Origin of the sequence: Methylomonas rhizoryzae (assembly GCF_008632455.1) — a bacterium.
Lineage (GTDB): Bacteria > Pseudomonadota > Gammaproteobacteria > Methylococcales > Methylomonadaceae > Methylomonas > Methylomonas rhizoryzae.
This window is the reverse complement of the sequence record NZ_CP043929.1, coordinates 165,068-186,956: the sequence shown is the minus strand read 5'-3', so window position 1 is coordinate 186,956 and position 21,889 is coordinate 165,068. Positions and strand designations below refer to the sequence as shown.

The window sequence follows — 21,889 nt, the reverse complement described above, 5'->3', positions numbered from 1 at the left end:
GAGATGGAAACCAAACCACCCTTACCGCCCTTTACCGTCGAAACCGCCGCGCAAAAAGTGCGCATGGCCGAAGATGCTTGGAATAGTCGGGATCCCGAGCGAGTCGTGCAGGTGTATACCGAAGACAGCGGCTGGCGCAACCGAGCCGAATTCCCGATAGGCCGCGGCCAAATTCGCGAATTTTTGCAACGCAAATGGGCGAAAGAATTGGATTACCGCTTGATCAAGGAGTTGTGGGCCTATACCGACAACCGCATTGCGGTCCGCTTTGCCTACGAATGGCACGACGATTCCGGCAGCTGGTTTCGCAGCTACGGCAACGAGAATTGGGAATTCAATGAGCACGGCCTGATGTGTCGCCGCTTCGCCAGCATCAACGATTTACCCATCATCGAAAGCGAACGCCTGTTCTTTTGGCCGTTGGGCCGCAGACCGGACGATCATCCCAGCCTTAGCGAACTCGGGTTGTGAGGTCTTAGCCTATCTCGTTCGGTTCGCGCGCATTCGGCCGGGTATTTGCGCTAAGCTAGGCGGCATTTGAGACTCAGGTAATTTCGATGAACGCAGCCCCCAATACCGTGTTAAGCGCCGCCGGCGTCAGCATGCCGCGCATCCTCTACGGCACCGCGTGGAAACAGGAACGTACGCAAGAACTGGTCGAGCTGGCCATAGCCCAGGGTTTTCGCGGCATAGACACCGCCTGCCAACCCAAACACTATCACGAGGCCGGCGTCGGAGCGGCGATTGCCGCGGCCTGCGCCCGTTCCGAAATAGAGCGCAGGGACTTGTATCTGCAAACCAAATTCACCCCGCTGAACGGCCACGACCCGCTCCGCATCCCCTACGATGCCAACGCCGGACTGGCCGAACAAGTGGCGCAATCGTTCGCAACTTCACTCGACAATCTGCAAACCGACTATCTGGACGGTTTGATCCTGCATTCGCCGCTGGCCGATCGGAAACAAACCCTGGAAGCCTGGCGGGCGCTGGAGGCCTTGGTCGCGCAAGGCGACGTCAAACAACTGGGGATCAGCAATTGCTACGAGCCTGAATTGCTCGAATACCTTCACCAAACCGCGCAGGTTAAACCGGCCGTTGTGCAAAACCGTTTTTATGCGCAAACCGGCTACGACCAAGCCATCCGCGCCTTCTGCCGCAGGCACGGCATCGTCTATCAAAGCTTTTGGACGCTGACCGCCAACCCGCACGTGCTCAAACACGCGCTGCTCGTTAGCTTAGGCGAACGATACGGCGTGATTCCGGCGCAGATTTTCTTTCGTTGCCTAACCCAGTTGGGCATCGTACCGTTAACCGGCACCTCATCCCCGCAGCACATGCAACAAGATTTGGCGATTTTCGGCTTCGAGCTCAGCGCTTCGGAATGCGCCGAAATCGAGGCCCTATTGCTCGCGACTACGGATCAATCCTGATGCTCTCGCCGGTACCGTGACGCCAAACACAACCAAGGTCGCCGTCATCGGCGCAGGACCGGCCGGCCTGATGGCCGCGGAGGTTTTGTCGCAACGCGGTATCGAAGTAGACGTGTTCGACGCGATGCCGTCCGCCGGACGCAAGTTCCTGATGGCCGGCAAAGGCGGTTTGAACCTAACCCATAGCGAAACCTTCGATGCGTTTTTGTCCCGCTTCGGCAGCGGCAGTCGCGATTTGGAACCCATGCTGCGCGCCTTCCCGCCGCAAGCCCTGCGAGCTTGGGCCAACGATTTGGGGATAGAAACCTTCGTCGGCAGTTCCGGTCGGGTGTTTCCGAGCGAAATGAAAGCCGCGCCGTTATTGCGCGCCTGGCTGCACCGCTTGCGCGGGCGAGGCGTAGGTTTTCACATGCGCCACCGCTGGCTGGATTGGCACGACCGGCAGTTACGGTTTCACACTCCGCACGGCGATACGCTTTGCCGGGCCCGGGCGGTGTTACTGGCGCTGGGCGGCGGCAGCTGGCCGCAATTAGGTTCCGACGCGGCTTGGGTACAGGCATTAACCCGGCACGCCATAGACATCGCCCCGCTACGCCCGGCCAATTGCGGCTTCGAAGTCGACTGGAGCGCTCGCTTCCGGGAAACTTACGCCGGTCAGCCGCTCAAGCCGGTTCGCTTGGAATTTTCCGACTCATCCGGCCGCAGCCATGCCCTGCAAGGCGAATTGACCGTCAGCGCATACGGTTTGGAGGGCGGTTTGATCTACGCCGCTTCCGCACAGTTGCGCGACGCTATCGCAGCGGCAGGTCAGGCCGAAATCCGATTGGATTTATTGCCGGGCCGCTCGCTGTCCTCGACCTTGGAAAGGCTGCAACTGCCGCGCGGTAAGGAATCGACCAGCAATTACTGGCGCAAACGTTTGGGCTTAAGCGCCATTAAAATCGCCTTGTTGCGGGAAATTGCTGCGCCAGCCGTATTGAACGACGGCGACAAGCTGGCCGAGCTGTTGAAGGCCTTGCCCGTGCAGTTGCGAGCGCCCAGGCCGCTGGCGGAGGCGATCAGCAGCGCGGGCGGGGTAAAATTCTCGGAAATGACCGACCACCTGATGCTGCGAAAGTTGCCCGGCGTATTCTGTGCTGGCGAAATGCTGGATTGGGAAGCCCCCACCGGCGGCTACTTGCTCAGCGCTTGCCTGGCCAGCGGTCATTGGGCCGGAACCGCCATCGCCGACTGGCTGGCAACCGCCCCGGCCGACGGCGACTGACACTCATAAAGCCTGGGCGCCGTCCCTAAATCCATAGGTCAATCTGGTGGGAACGAGGCCGTGCCGCTACGAGACCGCGCCCCAGCAAACACATGCGCCTACTAACGCTTCGGGGCAAAGTCGCGCGGCAACGCGAGGTCGTCATAGTTATTACAAACAACTAAACTATCCGGACTTTCGACCGAACCGTAACCACAATCCCCGTAAACCTCATGGTAGATAGTCATTTTTGCAAGATGCTGGTTGCCCTTGTCTGTTGCTTTTGGCAAACCGGCTCTGCGGCACCTAGCGTGAAATTGACGGTAACGGCTCCCGATACCACCGCCGGAGCCGACAGCACTCTCACCGGCATTTACGCCACGATGCCCTGGCTTCCTTGCACCGAATCCAACGAAAGCTTCGGCCTGATCAACCCCGTCTCGCCGGCCGGCACCACCCAGCCAAAAGATGCCTTGCAATTCGATATTACCGTCACCAACCAGGATTTAAACGGCGACAACAAAATGGATTACGACTTGTATATCTTTTTATTGAACCCCAACGCGACCGGATCGGCGTCCGCCTTCAAATCCGCCGCCGATATGAGCGAAATCGTGCCGGTCGCCCAGGTTTGGGCGGTGATGAATGCGTCGTTTTCCGGCAATCCGTCGTTATTGAAACCATTTGCCAATTTGAAAACCCTAAAGCCGGCGCAAGCGGTGTTCAAAAAAGCCGGCAGCTTCACGTCGCCCACTTTTGCCGCAACCTTATTGGAGGGGCCGATGTTTTTCGACACCGCCTGGCGCGGGACCAGCGCCCTTGCCCAATACATGCCGCAAGGACCGTGGATCGCAGTGGCCATGCTGATCAACGCCAAAAAACTGCCCTGGAACACCATTAGCGCCAACCAGCTGCAGAATCCGCAAAATTGGGACGCTTGGGATGCGCGTAGCTTTTTGCTCGGTACGCCGTTTCCCAAGCCGACCACCGGCACCGGCTTAAGCGGAGGCAACGGCCAATGTCATTAAGGTTATGGTTACACATCAATTCCCTGTTTCGGGTAACCAGGACTTTCCCGTTCGTCCTAAGCTTGTCGAAGGATGGACGGGAAAGTCCGAGCATCCACCGCGCCAAACCGTTCATGCGTCGACCGAGCTCGGCACGCACGGTTTGGCAGGAAAAGTCATTTCGCGAAGTTATTTTTAGCCAAATCCTAAACAGCCCCCAAACCCTTCCGCACCGCATAAAGTTCTACCTCTATCCGCTCGCTTGCCTTCTGACCCTGCCGGTTTTAGCCGCGCCGTCGGTAAGCATTACTGTCACCGCCCCGGTCGCCAGCGCCGGTGCGGACGCGAATCTCGCCCGCATCTATTCGACTCAGCCCTGGTTGCCGTGCACCAAAACCAATCAAAGCTTCGGACTGGCGAAAGCCAATAAAGTCAAACCGGCCGCTACTACGCTGCCGTCCGACCAATTGAATTTCGAGATTACCGTCGTCAACGAGGACAACTTGACCGCCTCCGGTGCCGCCGCTAGCGACGGCATCATGGACAACCATCTATACGTGTTTTTGGTCAATCCGAACGCCAACGGAAGCAATAGCCAATTTCAGCAAGCCTGGCTGGCCGGCGGCTCCGACGCCGTCTTCCCATACGCGCAAATATGGGTAGTGACCAATCCGGCTTTCAACGACAACCCGGCTTCGCTGCAACCTTATTCCAATATCACGGAAGTAGATCCGGCCAAGGCCATTTACAAACCCGCAGACAGTTTTCTCGGCAGCGAGTTCTCGACAACCTTGTTCGGCGCACCGATGCTGTTCGACAAAGCGGCGCGCGGCAAGCGCCTACCACAAGGACCTTGGCTGATTACGGCATTTTTAGTCAATGCCAACCGGGCGGTCACCCTGAGCTCGGCCGAAATCCAAAATCCGCAATACTGGGAAGCCTGGGACGCAAAACCGTTTATCCTAGGTACCCCGTTTTTTAAACCCAATACCGGCAGCGGTCGCGGCCCGGTAAAAGGCGCTTGCCATTAAGATTATCCTGAATCCGTGACTTAAAAAGCCAAGCATGCCTGTATCTTAATGATTTAAAACGATGATTACTGGATAATACGCGCATTCCATAATTCGCTCGGATAGAGGCCGGCTTGGCTGTGGCGGAAACATCGGTCATGCGGTCATCAGTATTTTTCAATCCGGACACATGAGCCTGGACGAGGGTTGTTTGCGAGAACGATCTTAAGCGCCACTCTGTTGGGATTTATTGATTGAAAGAGTGTCGCCCTAGCCTCATTGAGGTGTTGGGCGGCGAATATCTCCAGCTTTTCCAAGGTGGTTTCCGGTTTGAGATAGCTTGCCGCCTCGGGCAATGAGCGAAACTTTTCATATATCGGCACGGGTGCAGCGGGCACAACGAAACTGCTTAAGCGTATCGCTCATCCAGCCGTAAGCCTCGACCCGATCCGCAGCGTAAACGCGACGGCCTGATTGCCGGAAACAAAGGCTCGTACTTACGCCAGCGTTTTAGTCCTTGAGTTTGTATCGTCACGAATGCCTCTATGCCCCCAACTTTTGCGCTTCCAAGCTCATCTCGCGCTGGAAATACAACGCCTCGCTCAGGCTCATGTGTCATTGGACAAGGCTGCGAAATTCCAACCGTTTGCTTGACCTACCGATAAAGTCCGGCTGCTGCCCTGCCAACCATATTTTCAAAATAGCCCAATTCTTTTGGCACGGCATTTAGCGCAACCGGCGCAACAGCGCCAGTTTCAAGTGCGTCTGTTCCTCCACGGCGCACTCCTGCAGGAAATTGACCCCGCCTTGTTGGCTGGCGGCCAGCGGCAGGCCGTCGCGGTACAGAATGCGCCGCCCGGTTTGCTTGGCGATGCGTTGGCCGGGCGTGACGATGCCGGTTAAGTTCAACGGATCGGCGGCGCCCAGGGTGACGAATTCGCCCGCCTTGGCCTGGCGCTTGACGGCGCGCAACATGTCCAAGGCCTCCGGCAAGGCAAACTGTTCTCCGGCAAAGCCTTGCACGAAGCGGCCGCCGCGCAGTTCGCCGCGCGCCTCCAGGCGGCGGAATACATACAATAAATCGCGCCAGCTCGGCAGTACGTCTTCCTGTTCCAGCAGTTTGCGGAATACTACGCCGTAACGGCGCAGCAGCACTTGCGCCAAGTATTCACAGTGATGGTAACGATCGGCGTCGACGACTTGCGGCGGCTGACGTAGCAAGGACCAGCGTCCGGCCGCGGCGAAGGGATCGTAGCCCGGATAGCGCTTGCTGCGCCGATGCAGTACCGGCTGCGGGGTAATCAAGGTGCGCAGGCCCTGAAAGCTGTCGGCGCTGACCAGACCCCAGGCCGCCAGTTCCGCCAGCGCACTTTCGGTTTGGGTTTTCAGCAAGCCGGCTTCGGCCACCAACTCTTCGAAAAAGCTGGCGCCCAAGCCTTTCAACACCTGGTATACCCTGAGCGCGATGCCGGACAGTTCGATGTCGGCTAAGGACGGCAGCGGCGCATAGGCGCGCCAGTGCGGCAAGCTGTCGCGGCCGAGCAGGCTAATAGCGCTGGCTTTGCCGGCCGGCAGTTTGCGCTGGCCGGGGCTTTTGCCGGCGGACGGGGCCAGTCGTAGCCAGACAAGTTTGCCGCTGGCGCACAGCGTGTCCAGTTCGCTCGGCAAATAGCCCGGCACCCGCGCCGGCAGCACCTCGGCCTCCCAGCTGATCGCCGGCAAGCTCAGGCCCTCCAGTTGCTGTAGGCGCTGCGGCAGATTGCTCTGTTCCCGGCCGGTCGCGTCCACGCCCTGCCAGCGGAATAGAAAGCGCATGAAATCGGCCGGGGCAACCGCCTCAATCTCGCTACGCAGCTGTTTCAAGGTATAGCGATGGATACGCGCCAACAGGCCGCGCTCGCACCATTCCACTTCGCTGCCGTCGCTAAACCGGCCTTGAATCGCGAAACCCTCGCTTTGCAAAGCCAGTAGAGCGGGTTCCAGCGCAGTCGCCGGCAGTGCCAAAGGTTCGGCCAATTGTGCGGCGCTGACCGGTCCCAAACCTTCCAGGCGGCTGCGAACGATTTCCCGCAGTGCGCTGTCGCGGTCGTCGGTTTCTACGTCTAACGCGGCAATCTCCGGTTCCATACCCGCCGCAGGAAATACGCTCAACAAGGCGTGCAAGCGTTCCGCCGCTACCCATAACGAATGACCGCCGGGAATCGTCAGCAAGGTGGCGCGGCGGTTGCGACGTAAATTGTCGAACCAGGGTGTGCAGTCCGGGCCGACTTCAGCCAGCGTGGCCGCCGCGCCGCGCCGCCCTTCCGCAGCGCTGATAAATCCCAGAACCGACAACGCGTCGTGCAATTCGTCGGGATTGGCGACCTCCGGCCAGGCTTCGCGCCGCACCCGAGCGATGGCGTCCGGATTCAGACGGCCGATCTCGGCCGCATCTTCCGGCGCTAGAAAACGCCGTTGTTGCACCGCCAGCGTGCGCCGCTCTTCGGCCGGCGCGTCGTCGAGAAAGGCGTAGGGTCGGGCGTTCAGGATTTCCAGCGCCAACGGCGAAGGGCTGGTCAAATCGCGCGCCACCACCGCGATAGTGCCCTGTTCGATACCGCTGAGGATGTTAAGCAAACCGTCGACGTCCATGATCTCGTGCAGGCAGTCGTACAAGGTTTGTTGCACCAAGGGGTGATCCGGCACTTGCCGCTCGCCGCTGATGTTTTCCTGGCAGGCCAATTGATCCGGGAACACCAGTGCGATCAAATCCTCGGCGTCGTTGCGCTGAAAATAGGCCGGGACTTTCTTGCCGCCGCGCATGCGCGGCACGGCCAACGCGGTATTGGCCACCCAACGCCAGCGGGTCGGGAACATGGGCGCGGCCAGCAAGGCCTGTATCAGTACTTGTTCCGCAGTGGCGGCCTTCAAGTATTGAGCGGGTTCGGCTACCGGAAAGCTGTGGGTCGGCCCCAGCGACAGCACCAGACTGTCTTCGTTGGCCGCCGCTTGCAGCTCAAAATTGAAGCGCCGGCAAAAGCGCTTGCGTAGCGCCAAGCCCCAGGCGCGGTTGATCCGCGAGCCGTAGCAGGAATGCACCACGAAATGCATGTCGCCGGTTTCGTCGAAAAAACGCTCGAACACGATGGTTTGTTGGGTAGGCAGCACGCCCAGCGCAGCTTTGGCAGTGGCCAGATAATGCAGCAATTGTTCGGCCGCCGCTGCCGGCAACGCCAACTCGCCATGTAAATAGCGGCTGGCGGCCTCTGTGCCCGTTTCCAGCAAGACGTCGATACGGCTGCGCAGCTCGGACACCGCTTGCGACAGTTCGTCGCTGCGCCCCGGCGCCTCGCCGAACCAGAACGGAATGTTGGGCGGTTGGCCGTGAGCGTCTTCGACGAAGACCCGGCCTTGTTCGATTTTCAGCATCCGGTAGGAATTGTTGCCGAGCTGAAAAATATCGCCCGGCAGGCTTTCGAAAGCGAAGTCCTCGTTCAGCGTGCCGATGAACAGGCCTTCCGGCTGCATGATCACGTCGTAGTCGAATTGGTCGGGAATCGCCCCGCCGTTTAAGACCGCGGTCAGGCGGGCGCCTTTGCGCGGCCTCAGCTGGCCGTGTACCGCGTCGCGGTGCAAGTAGGCGCCACGCCGCCCGCGCCGGGTGTGGTAGCCGTCGGCCAGCATCTTGACCACGTTGCCGAACTGCTCGCGACTAAGCGCGCGGTAGGGCCAGGCTCCGGCGAAGCTTTGAAACAAGTCCGGTTCCGAACACTCGCCGCAAGCGACTTCGGCGACGATCTGCTGAGCCAATACGTCCAGCGGATGGTCGGGGATGCGGATGCGGTCCAGTTCGTCGCGGCGGATGGCCGCCAGAATCGCGGTGCATTCCACTAAATCGTCGCGCGATAGCGGAAACAGCCGGCCCTTGGGCACTGCGCCCAGCCGGTGGCCGGAGCGGCCCACCCGTTGCAAGAAGGCTGAGATCGCGCGCGGCGAACCGAGTTGGCATACCAGATCGACCTCGCCGATGTCTATGCCCAGCTCCAGCGATGCGGTGGCAACCAAGGCGCGCAGCTTGCCCTGCTTGAGCCGCTGTTCGGCGTTCAAGCGGTGTTCCTTGGCCAGACTGCCGTGGTGAGAAGTGACGCAGTCCTCGCCCAGGCGCTCGGCCAGAGCCGCCGCCGCCCGTTCGGCCAGCCGGCGGGTGTTGACGAAGATCAAGGTCGTGCGATGCTCTGCGATCAAGTCTTCCAGCCGCTGATAGATTTCGCTCCAGACTTCGGCGGCCATCACCGCCTCTAGCGGCGAGCCGGTGACTTCGATTGCCAGATCGCGCCGGCGCACGTGCCCGGTATCAATGACGGTGCAAGGCCGCGCCTCGCTGCCGGTCAGGAATGCGGCCATCAACTCAATCGGCCGCTGGGTGGCGGAGATGCCGATGCGCACCGGCGGCGTCGGACACAAACGGTCCAGCCGTTGCAGCGACAGACTCAGATGGGCACCGCGTTTATTGCCGGCCAAGGCATGGATTTCGTCGACGATGACGCTATGCACCGTGCTCAGCATTTCTCGGCCGGAATCCGAAGTCAACAAGATGTACAGAGATTCCGGCGTGGTGACCAGGATATGCGGCGGATTACGTTTCATGGCTTGCCGCTCGGCAGGCGAGGTATCGCCGGTGCGGGTTTGGGCGCGAATCGCTACGTCCGGCAGGCCGGCCTCCAGCAACATGAAGCGGATTTCGGCCAAGGGTTGTTCCAGGTTCTTGCGGATGTCGTTGGACAGGGCTTTAAGCGGCGACACGTATAACACCCGGGTTGCGTCCGGCAACGGTGCACGCAATCCTTGCTGCAACAAGTCGTCGATCGCCGCCAAAAATGCCGCCAAGGTCTTGCCGGAGCCGGTCGGCGCCGCAATCAACGTCTGCCGTCCGGCCCGGATTGCCGGCCAGGCCTGGGTCTGTACCTGCGATGGCGCGGCAAATCGCCCGGTAAACCAATCGGCCACGAGGGGATGGAAAGCGGTTAAGGGCATAGGCGGTTCGCGCGCAACTGCAAGACGTAGTCTGGACGGGATGGCTTAGCCGCCGGCGGCACCTGGTACCGACGCATAGTGGGACACGGCCGGAAAAGGCTGATAAAAGTGATGGAGCAGCCATTTCCATTCCTGGTACCTCGGCGACTGGCGAAAGCCGGCTTCGTGGGCTTGCAGCGACGCCCAGCGCACCAACAGAATATATTCATTGGGATGCTCGAGACAGCGCCCCGGTTCGTGAGACAAGCAGCCGGGCATTGCCGAAATGATGTGCTGCGCTTCCAGGAAGGCGGCTTGGAATTCTTCAGCTTGACCGGCTCGGACCCGGAGTGGGGCGACCTCGAGAATCATGGTACGGACGCTACCTCTCCCAGCTGGTGCGGCGCAAGGACGGCGCGTCGACGCAATCCCGGTTTGAGCGAGGGACTGTGCGTGTTCATAGATGAATTGCCTCGATCCAAAGCTGTTGTTTGCCGACCTGCTGATACCAATTCTTAAACCGGGAACGGTCATGTTCAAAGGACTCGGATAACTGGGGACGCGGATCTTCGCTCAATGCGTACGCCATCCCTTCGATAAACCATTCGGGACCATGCCACACCTTTATTATGCCAAGTTGCTCGTATTGCAAGTGATGAATCATTTCGTGGCGCACATAGTAAGGCTTCCAAGCGCGAGGGCTGATCACAATACCCAAGGTGCCGATAGTAGCGGCCGAACGTTTCCCTAAGCCAAAGGCTTGAAAGCAGGCTGCGGTCGCGCAGAACGTGACGCGAGGCTTTTTTCCGATCGGGCCGGCGGCCGACTCGACAAAATGCACAGCCTCATCGTAAAGCGTAGCGGCTTCCGGGTATCGAGCCGGGGCGTCCGTGCAGATGAATTCGCTGCTGCATGAAATACCTGTCAGCCGGGGGGCAACGACCCGTACGGGCTTGATGAATGCCCAAGCGGCGGCGGGAAGTAAAAGTACAGCAATGAGTAATGAACGTTGCACCATAAAAGCCTTTCATGACGAATACCATAGCGCCAAGCTGCGTAAGCCGCTGTGGTTGCGCCGAATCGTGCTCACGCGTCAAATCGATGCCGGTCTGAGCCTCGCCGATAGTAACCATAACCATCGCGGAAAAAACGGTTGCCGGTTTCGATGCCGGGGCCTGCGAGGCGCGGGTAGAACGTCTCGTTGCAATCAATGCCCAAGATTTTGATTGGATCCGGTCGGGCTTGAAACCAGCACTTTGTCCACCCGGTTGCCGTCCATGTCCACAACTTCGATACGCAGACCTTGCAACTCGAAATGATCGGTGGCTTTGGGCACATAGCCCAGATGCAACATGACGAAGCCGCCAACGGTGTTGACGTGACTATCGGACTGTTCGGGGACCGGCGTCAAGCGAAAATGCGTCCGAAATTCGTGAATGTCCAGCATACCGTCCACCAGCCAGGAACCGTCCTCGCGTTGCAACATTTCCGGCCTATCTTCCAACGGACTGGTCGCCAAAGTGCCGACGATCGCTTCCAATACGTCGCCTAACGTCACCAAACCATTGATCTCCCCATATTCATCGGCTACCAGCGCGGTATGCAGGTGGGCTTGCTTGAATTGTTCCAAAAGGCCCATCAAGCTAATCGAATCGGGGACGAACAGCGCCTTGACCATGATTTTGTCGAGGCTGGGCTGGTCTCCCATCAATACCCGATCAAGAATATCCTTGACTTTGATAAAGCCAACGACCGTCTCCAGCCCGCCGGCGCAAAGCGGTAGCACCCCATGCGAGCTTTCGATGATCAGCCGGCGATTTTCCTGGAACGGTTTGCGCAGATCCAGCCAAACGATGTCCTGACGCCACGTCATGATGGAGGCGACATTGCGCTTGTCGAGTCTCAAGATGTTTTCCATGAAATGGAATTCGGCCTCTTCCAGTACGCCTTCCTCTGTACTTTGGGCCAACAGAAGCTTAATTTCCTCCTCGGTCATCGATGGTTCGTTTTTGGGCTTGATGCGCATCAGCCATAACGAGACTTCCGTGGCTAAGCTCAACAGCTTTACCGCCGGCAAAGCCAGCAAAGACAAGCCATGCATGGGTCGGGCTATCAGCGCGGCTATCCGTTCCGGAAAATTCAGCGCCAGGCGTTTAGGCACCAACTCGCCGACAATCAAGGACAAGAAAGTAATTAAAATCACTGTGGCGGCTAAAGCCAATTTTTCGGCATACGGCGCTAGGTAAGTAAACGACTGTAGCCAAGGTATCAATGGTTTGGTAATGGCCTCTTCGCCCAACGCGCCGCTAAGAATGCCGATAGAGGTGATGCCAACCTGTATCGTAGACAAAAAGCGGGTGGGTTGTTCTGCCAGTTCCAGGGCCTTGGCCGCTCCGCTGTGGCCCCGCTCGAGCATTTGTTGCAAGCGGATCTTGCGTGACGAGACGACCGCCATTTCCGACATTGCAAAAATGCCGTTTAGAAATATCAATATTAAAATCAAACCGAATTCAAAAGACATGCGATAACAGCTCTGTGCTGAAGAGGGAAATAAAGTAGGGACATGTTCGCGCAGTTAGTAGGGGGCTAAATCCGACGCCCGACAGGCTTTGACGCCGGCAGTGCCGTGCCCGGACGATTTCGACCTATCGGTCCTGGGCCGATGTTGGCCCGTGGCTTAACTGCGGGTCGGTTCGGCGCATGGCGGCGGGCTAAACGCTATACGTGGTCGAGGTAGTCTTGCCGCCGTGTCCGGTCCAGTCGGTATGAAAGAACTCGCCGCGAGGTTTGTCCACTCGTTCGTAAGTGTGGGCGCCGAAATAGTCGCGTTGCGCTTGCAGCAAGTTGGCGGGTAGGCGCTCGCTGCGGTAGCCGTCGTAATAGGCCAGCGCCGAGGAAAACGCAGGCGTGGGGATGCCGGCCCGGATGCCCAGAATCACAGCCTGCCGCCAGCCGGATTCGGCTTGTTGCATCGCAGCTACGAAAAAATCGGCCAACAGCAGATTCTCCAAATCCGGTTTTTTTTGATAAGCCTGTTTGATCGCTTGCAGGAATTGGCTGCGGATGATGCAGCCGCCGCGCCACATCAAGGCGATTTCGCCGTAATTCAAGGCAAATCCGTATTCCTTGGACGCTTCCCGCATCAATTGGAAACCCTGGGCGTAGGAAATGATTTTCGAGGCGTACAAGGCTTGCCGTACCGCGCCGATCATGGCTTGCCGATCGCCTTCGAAAGGCTGCACTTGTTTTTTAAGGACTGCCGCGGCTCTAACCCTTTCGTCTTTTTGCGCCGACAAACAGCGGGCGAAGACCGATTCGCCGATCAAGGTCAGCGGTATCCCCAAGTCCAGCGCATTAATGCCCGTCCATTTGCCGGTGCCTTTTTGCCCGGCGGTATCCAGGATTTTATCTAATAGCGCTGAGCCGTCTTCGTCTTTATAAGCCAGGATGTTGGCGGTAATTTCGATCAGGTAGGAGCTGAGTTCGCCGCGGTTCCAGTCGGCGAAAATCGTCTGCATTTGGTCGGTACTCAAGCCCAGCCCTTCGGAAAGCAGTTGGTAGGCTTCGCAAATCAATTGCATATCGCCGTACTCGATGCCGTTATGCACCATTTTTACGTAATGTCCTGCACCGTTGTCCCCTACCCATTCGCAGCACGGCTCGCCATCGACCTTGGCGCTGATCGCTTGGAATATCGGTTTAACCGCCGGCCAGGCCGCGGCGTTGCCGCCCGGCATGATCGAGGGGCCGTGGCGGGCACCTTCTTCGCCGCCGGACACGCCGGTGCCGATGTACAGCAAACCCCTTTCCTTCAGGTATTGGGTGCGACGGTTGCTGTCGGTAAACAGCGAATTGCCGCCGTCTATGATGATGTCGCCCGCAGACAGCAACGGCAGCAGGTCTTCGATGTATTGGTCGACCACGTTGCCGGCTTTGACCATCAACATGATTTTACGCGGGGTTTCGAGTTGATCTACCAGTGCTTGCAGGGAATATGCGCCTATGACTTGCGTTCCCTTGGCGGGACCTTGTAAAAATTCGTCCACTTTGGACCTAGTGCGATTGTAAACCGCGACTTTGAAACCATGGTCGTTCATATTCAAGACCAAGTTTTGGCCCATGACCGCTAGGCCGATTAAACCGATGTTCGCTTGCATATTAGCCTCCAGCGCAACAGTACTCTCCGGATAGTAACACGGCAGGCGGCTAACGGTGGCTCGCTTTGTTTAACAATCTTTTTCAAGCTTTTTCCGTTTCCTCGCTTGAGAACTACGCCGTGCTTCCGATATTAATAAAGCATTAATCAACTTTCTACGGTTTTTCGGGTCTGGAACAATAAACGGGTTGGCGCAACAGATACTTATGGGCTACTGCATGACGCCGCCAAACCTGATAATATGTCTGTAATTTATTGATTATTAAGATTAAAGTTTGGTAATCGCCTGGTGCACTCCTGCTCGTTAACGTTTTATGTATTGAATATGACTGCTAAGCACGTACTAAGCATGAATTCTGAAACCGAAGTTCGCCGCACCTACGTGCGCAGGCAAAAAGAGCGGCGGGTCAATACCTTTGCTTTTAATTCGCCGGAATGGATAGCCATGATGCAGGAGCATTATGTGATGTGGCCGAAAACCGAGCGTCGAAAAAAGGATAGACGCGCCAAGGACAGACGCAAGATCGATAGGCGCAGGGCATTGCGCAGGGCTGACCAGCCCAAATATTCGCGCGCACCCTATTTCTTCAGCACCGAAAGCATCCTGGACGAAGAAGAAAAGCAGATGATTTTGGAGCTGTTCCGCGATGCGGATTAAGTCCCGCAGGCTAGCGGGCCGACATCCCTGTGCCGCGTCTTGAATTTACCCGGCGCAGCCTTTATAGTGCGTAACCCTTTTGCATTGAAAAATCAACGCCATGCCATCGTTTGATATCGTTTCCGAATTGGATAGTCACGAAGTGACCAACGCAGTCGATCAGGCTAATAAAGAAGTGTCTACCCGTTTCGATTTTAAAGGCAGCAACGCTAGCTTCGAGCAGCAGGAAGACGCCATCTTGATGAAAGCGGAGTCGACCTTTCAACTGCAACAAATGCTGCCGATTTTGTATTCCAAAATGGGCAAGCGCGGTATCGACATTTCCAGTCTGGAAAGTGGCAAGATTCAAGATACCGGCAAAACCGCGCAACAGCCGATTACGTTAAAACAAGGCATAGGCAGCGACTTGGCGAAAAAAATCGTCAAATTGATCAAAGACAAAAAACTGAAGGTGCAAGCGGCGATCAACGGCGACAAAGTTCGCGTCACCGGCAAAAAGCGCGACGACCTGCAAGAAGTCATCCAAATGCTGCGGGCCGAAGATTTAGGCCAACCGCTACAATTCAACAATTTCCGCGATTAATCCTGTTCCGCAGTTTGCCGAATCGGTGGCGTGATTTTACTGCGACCGCTTTACGGCATCACCTGTTACTCCCATGAGCCGCATGACTGTTTTCGACCATAACCTAGGGCTGCGGCGTGCCGAGCAGCTGAACAGGGATTGCCATTGCGTGTCTTTAAGTCGCCCGCAGTTGCGACGGCAACTGGCGCAGCAGCCGGACGGCGAACGCTTGTTTAAGATGATTACGGAAGAACGGCCGCATTTATTGTCGGATGCGGCGGTGTTTGTCGCCGAGTCCAGCTTGCAACGCCAGCGCGAAATCATAGAAGCGCTGGAACGGGTGATTGCACATCCTGGGTATAGACAGCAGGTGTTGAGCTACGCGCCGCAGTCCGCGCGGTTTCAGCCCAAGGCGCGCGGGGTGTTCCTGGGGTTTGACTTCCATCTGGGTCAAGACGGGCCGAAACTGATAGAGATCAATACCAACGCCGGCGGCGCCTTGATCAATTTGTTAATGGCCAGCGCGCATAGCGCTTGCGACAGCTGCCCTTGCAGCTTAGCCTTTCCGGACTCTCCGGTGCAAGCGGCCTTGGCCATCGTCGCGATGTTTCGGAACGAATGGCGCTTAAGCGGAAACCAACGGCCGCTGGCCAGCATCGCTATCGTCGACGAACAGCCGAACCGGCAATACATGTTGCCGGAATTTTTGTTGTTTCAAAACTTGTTTGCCGGACACAGAATCCAAGCGGTGATATGCGATCCGGCAGAGTTGCAATTGCGGGCCGGCCGATTGTGGCACGGCGAGCTGGCGATAGATTTGGTTTACAACCGCTTGACCGATTTCGGGTTGGAACAGCCGGCGCACCGGCAATTATTGCAAGCCTATCTCGATCAGGCTGTCGTGGTGACCCCGCATCCGCACAGTCATGCTTTGTATGCGGACAAGCGCAATTTGGCGTTATTGACCGATGCCGAGTTCTTGCGCAGCTTGGGGCTGGACGAACGGACGCAGGCCGTATTGCTGGACGGGGTGGCAAAGACGCTCAAAGTGGCCGGTATGGATGCGGATAGTTTATGGCAGCAGCGCAAGCAATGGTTTTTCAAGCCGGCCAAAGGATACGGCAGCAAGGCCGCCTATAGGGGCGACAAGCTAACCCGCCGGGTGTTCGGGGACATCATCGCGGCCGACTACGTGGTGCAAGCCATCGTGCAACCCAGCGAACGGCAATGGCAGATAGGCGAGGAAACGACCGAATTGAAGCTGGATATACGCAATTACGTGTACGACGGTCGAGTTCAATCGGTATGCGCCCGTTTGTACCAAGGGCAAACGACTAATTTTCGCACAGTGGGCGGCGGATTCGCCAATGTCGTGGTCGTACCGGAACGGCCTTTGGGCAACGAGTCGGAAGCGTTCTAGCCGAATTGGCGGATCGTTCCGCACTGTGCCGGCGCAGAGCCGGGTTCAACCCGGTAAGCGATGAATCCGAGCGGCCGGGATGCCGACCGAAGTGAGAAAGGCTCCGAGCTTATCCCGGCAGCCGGAGGTATAGAACAGTGTGGGCCGCGATTGCGCGGAGCGTGGAATGGCCGCCTGTTCCAAGCGGTAGGCTAATTGCCGGGCAACCGCTACGGACGGTTCGAGCAATTGCACGTGTTTGCCCGCTACTTCGCCGATTTGTTCCGCTAAAAACGCATAGTGGGTGCAACCCAGGACTATCGTATCCGCGCCCGCCGCGATACCCGGTTTCACGTAGGCCTCCAGCAAGGCGTAAGTAGCGGGGGAATCCAATTCGCCGCGTTCGACTTGGTCCGCCAAGCCGGGGCAAGCCTGCAAAATGATGTGCACCCCTTGCCCGAACGAGGCGCATAGCCGGGCAACCGAGGCGCTTTGTATCGTGTTGGCGGTGGCTAACACGAGTACCACCCGGGAATGGCTGTTTAAAGTCGCGGGTTTGATCGCGGGTTCCATCGCGACTATCGGTAGATCGTAACTGCTACGCAAGGACGCCGCCGTGGCGACGCTGATGGTGTTGCAGGCCAGCACCAGGGCTTTGGCGCCCAGTTCCACGACGAAGTTGGCGATGCGATGCGCCCGTGCTTGCAAAAAGGCATGGCCCTGGTTGCCATATGGCGCATGGCCGCTGTCTGCGATGTACACGAAGGACTCTCCCGGTAAAACCGCTTGAATGGCACGCAATACCGACAATCCGCCTACCCCGGAATCGTAAACGCCGATGGGACTGTCGAGAGTGGCTAACCGAGCCTTGCTGTCGAAAAACGGTGCTGCAGTCGTCATTCAATAACCGAACGACTGCGCAAAGCTAGACGGTTTGGGTAGCGTGCAAATGCGACGGAGCGGGATATGCGGCATTTTTTCTAAACTCGATGGCAAGGCGTTGTTGCTAGGGATGGGACAAATCGAAAATCCCCTAATTAAAAGGCTTGCCGGCAGTGAAGTCAATTTTTCGAGGCGCGGTGTGCCCGTCGACCTTAGCGGTCCCTGCGGCCCCCGGATTTCAAGGTTTTTATGCTATAGTTTGCGGCCATTTTGCGCACATCCCGCGCGGTAAACCTCAGTCTATCAGCATGTTATCGTTTCGAATTTTCTTCCTGATTACCTTAGCGTATTTCGCCCAAGCTTGCGGCCAAACCGGGGCTTTGTATTTACCGGATAAGCCGGAGAGCGCCAAACAAGCCAAACCTTTACCTTCGGACGAGCGTTGAGCATGGATTATTTCAACTATCGCGAAAATCGTTTGTATGCCGAAGACGTTGCAGCCGAGCAGATCGCCGCCCGGTTCGGTACCCCGTGCTACGTATACTCGCGCGCAACCTTGGAACGGCATTGGCGGGCATTCGACCAAGCCTTCGGCCAACACCCGCACTTGATCTGCTACGCGGTCAAAGCCAATTCCAACTTGGCGGTGTTGAACGTGCTGGCGCGTTTGGGATCGGGATTCGACATTGTGTCGATCGGCGAAATGCAGCGCGTGTTGGCGGCCGGCGGCCGGGCGGACCAAATTGTGTTTTCCGGGGTCGGCAAACGCGAAGACGAAATTCGCATGGCTTTGAATACCGGTATTCGCTGCTTCAACGTGGAAGTCGCCGGCGAGTTGGACCGCATCGATCGCATCGCCGGCGAGTTGGGCATGGTAGCGCCGGTGTCGTTTCGGGTAAATCCGGATGTGGATGCGCAAACCCATCCCTATATTTCGACCGGCCTGAAGGAAAATAAATTCGGCATCGACATTCAACTTGCCGCGCACGAATTCCGGCGTGCCGCGCAAATGACTAACGTCCGAGTAGTAGGGATCGATTGTCACATCGGTTCGCAATTGACTGCCACCCTGCCGTTCCTGGACGCTTTCGAGCGGGTGCTGGCTTTGGTCGATCAACTGCAAGCCGAAGGCATAGTCTTGCAACACATCGACTTGGGCGGCGGCTTGGGCATTCGTTATCGCGACGAAACGCCGCCGGAACCGGCCGAATACGTCGCCGCGCTGCTGGACAAACTGGGCGGGCGCACGGCGGAAATCATGCTGGAACCGGGCAGAGCGATTGCCGGTAACGCCGGCATTTTGCTGACTAAAGTCGAATATTTAAAACCGACCGACGGCAAGAACTTCGCCATCGTCGACGCGGCGATGAACGATTTGGTTAGGCCGTCGCTGTACGGCGCCTGGCAGGACATAATTCCGGTGGACGCTGAATCCGCTGGCGGCGAACAGCTTTGGGATGTGGTTGGCCCGGTTTGTGAAACCGGCGATTTTTTAGGCAAGAACCGAGCTTTGGCGATTGCGCCGGGGGATTTGCTGGCGGTGCGCTCGGCCGGCGCCTACGGCTTTACCATGAGTTCCAATTACAACTCCAGGCCGCGCGCCGCGGAGGTGATGGTCGACGGCGACAGCGCGCATCTGGTGCGCCGACGCGAATCCCTGGAACAATTATGGGCCGGCGAACAGCTATTGCCGTAACAGCATGAACATCGTTTTCAGAAAAATGCACGGCTTGGGCAACGACTTCGTGGTGATAGACGCAGTCAACCAAGCGATTGCCTTGAGCCCGGAGCACATTCGCTTCATCGCCGACCGGCATTTCGGCGTCGGTTGCGACCAATTGCTGCTAGTCGAAAAACCGCAGGCCGCCAATGCCGATTTCAAATACCGGATTTTCAACGCCGACGGCAGCGAAGTCTCGCAATGCGGTAACGGCGCCCGCTGCTTCGCCCGCTTTGTGCGGGAACAGGGTTTATCCGATAAAGATTTGCTGGTGGTCGATACCGGCGCCGGGCAGTTGCAGCTCAAATTCGATAGCGACGGGGCGATTACCGTCAACATGGGCGTTCCTAGGCACGCTCCTGAGCAGATTCCGCTTCAAATGCCGGCCGAGTCTGTGCTATATCATACCCGGATAGCGGGTCAAGACTTAACCTTCGCGGCAGTGTCCATGGGTAATCCGCACGCGGTGATTGCGGTGGACGACGTCGATACGGCGCCGGTCGAGCGCATCGGGCCATTGATGGAGAGCCATCCTTTGTTTCCGGAGCGGGTCAACGTCGGCTTCATGCAAGTGGTCGACCGAAGCCATGTCAAGCTGCGGGTTTACGAACGCGGCGCGGCGGAAACGCTGGCATGCGGCAGCGGGGCTTGCGCGGCGGTGGTTGCCGGCATAGAACAGGGGCTACTGGATAACCGGGTCGAAGTCAGTTTGCCCGGCGGGTCGTTGCGCATCGACTGGCCCGGGCGAGGCAGGCCGGTAATGATGACCGGTCCTGCCGTCACGGTATATCAAGGACAAATAACGTTATGAACGAGACAGCACAGATTTCTTCGCTGAGCGAAGCCGAAGTCGTCGAGTATCTGGGACGGCACCCGGAATTTTTCCACAGCCATTTGGATTTGCTGGAACGCATGTGGATACCTCACCCGAGCGGCGACGCCATTTCGCTGATTGCCAAGCAATTGGAATTGTTCCGGGTTAAACACCAGGAGCAGGAAAACCAATTGAACGCGCTGATCGATATTGCCCGGGAAAACGATGCGGCCTTCAGCCGCATGCACGAGCTGACCCTGGCCATGCTGGAAGCAAACAGTTTGGAGGAAGCGGTCGCCAATCTGACCGACGTGATGGCGGAATGCTTTATAACCGATTTTGTGGCGGTAAAAATCGTCGGTGCTTGCCCGGACTCGCCGCTCAGCAATCTGTTTGTGGCAGCAGACGATGCGAACTTGAAGCTTTTCAATCAGGAAATGACCACTAATCAGCCCAAATGCGGGCGGCCGACCTTGGCCCAAGCGCGTTTTCTATTCGGCGACGCCGCGGTGGAAGTCAAGTCCTGCGCGATCATTCCCATGGCGTTTACCCAACTGGACGGCTTGCTGGCGATAGGTAGCCGCGACGAAGGACGCTTCCATTACAGCTTGGGCAGCTTGTTTTTAACGCAGATGAGCGAAATCGTCGGTACCCGGCTGATTTCCTTGTTGTCGCAATTAAACCGGCAATGACACCGGAAGCCACGCAGGCGATCGACAGTTTCATCGATTACTTGCGTGGCGAGAAAAGGGCCTCTGCGCACACCCTTAGCAACTATCGGCGCGATTTAAAGCAGTGGCAACAATTCTGTGTCAGCCGGAAATTGGCGGATTGGACCCAAGCCGGCGCGGCCGACGTGCGGCAATTTATCGTTTTTCGCCACCAAAATCGCCTTGGAGCCAGTTCGCTACGCCGGAAATTGGCCGCCATCCGCAGTTTTTACCGTTTTTTGATGCAAAAAGGCAGGGCTGTCGACAATCCGACCCAAGGAATCCGAGCGCCCAAGCCGGCTAAAAAGTTACCCAAGCTTTTGGATGTCGATCAAGTGGCCGGCATGTTGGATGCTCCTGCCGACAGTAGCTTGGAATTGCGCGACATCGCCATGTTCGAGCTGTTTTATTCGTCAGGTTTGCGTTTGAGCGAACTGGTCATGCTGGATATCAAAGACCTTAATCAGAGCGAAGGCATGTTATTGGTTCGCCACGGCAAAGGCGGCAAACAACGTTACTTGCCGGTAGGCGCTAAGGCCGTAGCGGCCTTGCGCGCTTGGTTGGCGCAGCGGCCGGATTGTGAGTCGCCCGCTTTGTTCGTTTCCCGTAGCGGAGCTAGATTAAGCCAACGCAACGTGCAACTGCGCTTGCGGCGCTGGTGCGAGCGGCGCGAACTAAAGGAACATATCCATCCGCACATGCTCAGACATTCGTTCGCCAGTCATCTGCTGGAGTCCAGCCAAGATATTCGCGCGGTGCAAGAATTACTGGGTCATGCCGACGTCAGTACGACGCAAATCTATACGCACCTGGATTTTCAGCATCTAGCAAAAGTCTATGACAACGCTCACCCCAGAGCGAAAAAACGTGGATCCGAATAAACTCTCGGTGCGCATTTCCCGTGGTAACCCCAATATCTGGTGTTCAGTGAACAGAACCTTCCGCCCCCCGGACGTCGAGCCAAATATGTTGGAATAATCGTCCCAAGTTATAAATTCCGTAGCAACGGCGCTTGATCACCTTGATCTTATTGTTGAGTCCTTCGACAAAACCGCTGGTTGTGCACCCAACAAAGTAATGGATGATGTGGTCGCAAAGGCGGCAAAACAGGTAAGCCCTAATGCCGTGATCCGTTCCAGCCATTGGGTTCATACGAAACGCCAACATAGCCCCTTTCAACGCGATTTTATCGATACCGATCGATTTCAATGCCGGCACGGTCGATTAGTACACGTGTTTCTGAACATGTGGTTTTGACGATTACGACGAAATTGAGATATTCTTCGGTTATTAAAAACTTTTTGTT

Annotated in this window: 20 protein-coding genes; 13 read left to right on the top strand and 7 right to left on the bottom strand. The window is 57.3% G+C overall.

Annotation, left to right across the window (positions count from 1 at the left end):
- Positions 1 to 3 precede the first annotated feature (3 nt).
- The 5 genes from F1E05_RS00815 to F1E05_RS00795 all read left to right on the top strand — a co-directional run bounded on the left by F1E05_RS00815 (position 4) and on the right by F1E05_RS00795 (position 4,711).
- A complete protein-coding gene (locus F1E05_RS00815; protein WP_150046105.1) occupies positions 4 to 471 on the top strand; it encodes a nuclear transport factor 2 family protein in 468 nt (155 codons plus the stop codon).
- An 86-nt stretch (positions 472 to 557) separates the two neighbouring features.
- Positions 558 to 1,430, top strand: a complete 873-nt coding sequence (locus F1E05_RS00810) for an aldo/keto reductase family protein (protein WP_150046104.1) — start codon at positions 558 to 560, stop codon at positions 1,428 to 1,430.
- Positions 1,431 to 1,446: 16 nt separating this feature from the next.
- Positions 1,447 to 2,694, top strand: a complete 1,248-nt coding sequence (locus tag F1E05_RS00805; RefSeq protein ID WP_150046103.1) for a TIGR03862 family flavoprotein — start codon at positions 1,447 to 1,449, stop codon at positions 2,692 to 2,694.
- Between the two features lie 212 nt (positions 2,695 to 2,906).
- Positions 2,907 to 3,701, top strand: coding sequence for a hypothetical protein (locus F1E05_RS00800; protein ID WP_150046102.1), 795 nt, complete (start codon positions 2,907 to 2,909; stop codon positions 3,699 to 3,701).
- 113 nt (positions 3,702 to 3,814) lie between these two features.
- A complete protein-coding gene (locus F1E05_RS00795; protein WP_150046101.1) occupies positions 3,815 to 4,711 on the top strand; it encodes a hypothetical protein in 897 nt (298 codons plus the stop codon).
- A 705-nt stretch (positions 4,712 to 5,416) separates the two neighbouring features.
- Here the strand turns inward: F1E05_RS00795 and F1E05_RS00790 are convergent.
- The 5 genes from F1E05_RS00790 to gnd form a co-directional block, all read right to left on the bottom strand.
- Positions 5,417 to 9,703: a DEAD/DEAH box helicase gene (locus tag F1E05_RS00790; protein WP_150046100.1), complete on the bottom strand. Its 4,287-nt coding sequence runs from the start codon at positions 9,701 to 9,703 to the stop codon at positions 5,417 to 5,419.
- Between the two features lie 45 nt (positions 9,704 to 9,748).
- Entirely contained in the window at positions 9,749 to 10,054 is a 306-nt protein-coding gene (locus F1E05_RS00785) for an antibiotic biosynthesis monooxygenase family protein (protein ID WP_150046099.1), read from the bottom strand.
- An 85-nt stretch (positions 10,055 to 10,139) separates the two neighbouring features.
- A complete protein-coding gene (locus tag F1E05_RS00780; RefSeq protein WP_150046098.1) occupies positions 10,140 to 10,700 on the bottom strand; it encodes a hypothetical protein in 561 nt (186 codons plus the stop codon).
- Positions 10,701 to 10,889: 189 nt separating this feature from the next.
- Positions 10,890 to 12,203 carry a hemolysin family protein gene (locus tag F1E05_RS00775; protein ID WP_150046097.1) on the bottom strand — a complete coding sequence of 438 codons (1,314 nt, stop codon included), beginning with the start codon at positions 12,201 to 12,203 and terminating at the stop codon, positions 10,890 to 10,892.
- A gap of 190 nt (positions 12,204 to 12,393) precedes the next feature.
- Entirely contained in the window at positions 12,394 to 13,839 is a 1,446-nt protein-coding gene (gnd, locus tag F1E05_RS00770; protein WP_150046096.1) for a decarboxylating NADP(+)-dependent phosphogluconate dehydrogenase, read from the bottom strand.
- Positions 13,840 to 14,187: 348 nt separating this feature from the next.
- Between gnd and F1E05_RS00765 the strand changes: the two genes are divergently transcribed.
- The 3 genes from F1E05_RS00765 to F1E05_RS00755 all read left to right on the top strand — a co-directional run bounded on the left by F1E05_RS00765 (position 14,188) and on the right by F1E05_RS00755 (position 16,478).
- Positions 14,188 to 14,496, top strand: a complete 309-nt coding sequence (locus F1E05_RS00765) for a hypothetical protein (protein WP_150046095.1) — start codon at positions 14,188 to 14,190, stop codon at positions 14,494 to 14,496.
- Between the two features lie 100 nt (positions 14,497 to 14,596).
- Positions 14,597 to 15,079, top strand: coding sequence for a YajQ family cyclic di-GMP-binding protein (locus F1E05_RS00760; RefSeq protein WP_150046094.1), 483 nt, complete (start codon positions 14,597 to 14,599; stop codon positions 15,077 to 15,079).
- A 73-nt stretch (positions 15,080 to 15,152) separates the two neighbouring features.
- Complete coding sequence (locus F1E05_RS00755; RefSeq protein ID WP_232056733.1) at positions 15,153 to 16,478, top strand: tetratricopeptide repeat protein; 1,326 nt, start codon at positions 15,153 to 15,155, stop codon at positions 16,476 to 16,478.
- A 45-nt stretch (positions 16,479 to 16,523) separates the two neighbouring features.
- Here F1E05_RS00755 and murI read toward each other — a convergent pair whose 3' ends face one another.
- Positions 16,524 to 17,357, bottom strand: a complete 834-nt coding sequence (gene murI, locus F1E05_RS00750; protein ID WP_150046093.1) for a glutamate racemase — start codon at positions 17,355 to 17,357, stop codon at positions 16,524 to 16,526.
- Positions 17,358 to 17,647: 290 nt separating this feature from the next.
- Here murI and lptM point away from each other — a divergent pair, with 290 nt between their 5' ends.
- Genes lptM through xerC form a run of 5 tightly spaced genes read left to right on the top strand, consistent with a single transcriptional unit; the run spans position 17,648 to position 21,464 of the window.
- Positions 17,648 to 17,785 (top strand): LPS translocon maturation chaperone LptM, encoded by a 138-nt coding sequence (lptM, locus tag F1E05_RS20135; protein WP_190303213.1) that lies wholly within the window; start codon positions 17,648 to 17,650, stop codon positions 17,783 to 17,785.
- 2 nt (positions 17,786 to 17,787) lie between these two features.
- Positions 17,788 to 19,035 (top strand): diaminopimelate decarboxylase, encoded by a 1,248-nt coding sequence (lysA, locus tag F1E05_RS00745; protein ID WP_150046092.1) that lies wholly within the window; start codon positions 17,788 to 17,790, stop codon positions 19,033 to 19,035.
- Positions 19,036 to 19,039: 4 nt separating this feature from the next.
- Positions 19,040 to 19,870, top strand: coding sequence for a diaminopimelate epimerase (gene dapF / locus F1E05_RS00740; RefSeq protein ID WP_150046091.1), 831 nt, complete (start codon positions 19,040 to 19,042; stop codon positions 19,868 to 19,870).
- Positions 19,867 to 20,565: a DUF484 family protein gene (locus F1E05_RS00735; protein ID WP_150046090.1), complete on the top strand. Its 699-nt coding sequence runs from the start codon at positions 19,867 to 19,869 to the stop codon at positions 20,563 to 20,565. The genes dapF and F1E05_RS00735 overlap by 4 nt, the downstream gene beginning before the upstream one ends.
- Entirely contained in the window at positions 20,562 to 21,464 is a 903-nt protein-coding gene (gene xerC / locus F1E05_RS00730) for a tyrosine recombinase XerC (protein ID WP_150046089.1), read from the top strand. Before F1E05_RS00735 ends, xerC begins: the two co-directional genes overlap by 4 nt.
- A 43-nt stretch (positions 21,465 to 21,507) precedes the next feature.
- Here xerC and F1E05_RS20810 read toward each other — a convergent pair whose 3' ends face one another.
- Entirely contained in the window at positions 21,508 to 21,801 is a 294-nt protein-coding gene (locus tag F1E05_RS20810) for a transposase (protein ID WP_150046088.1), read from the bottom strand.
- Between the last annotated feature and the right edge of the window lie 88 nt (positions 21,802 to 21,889).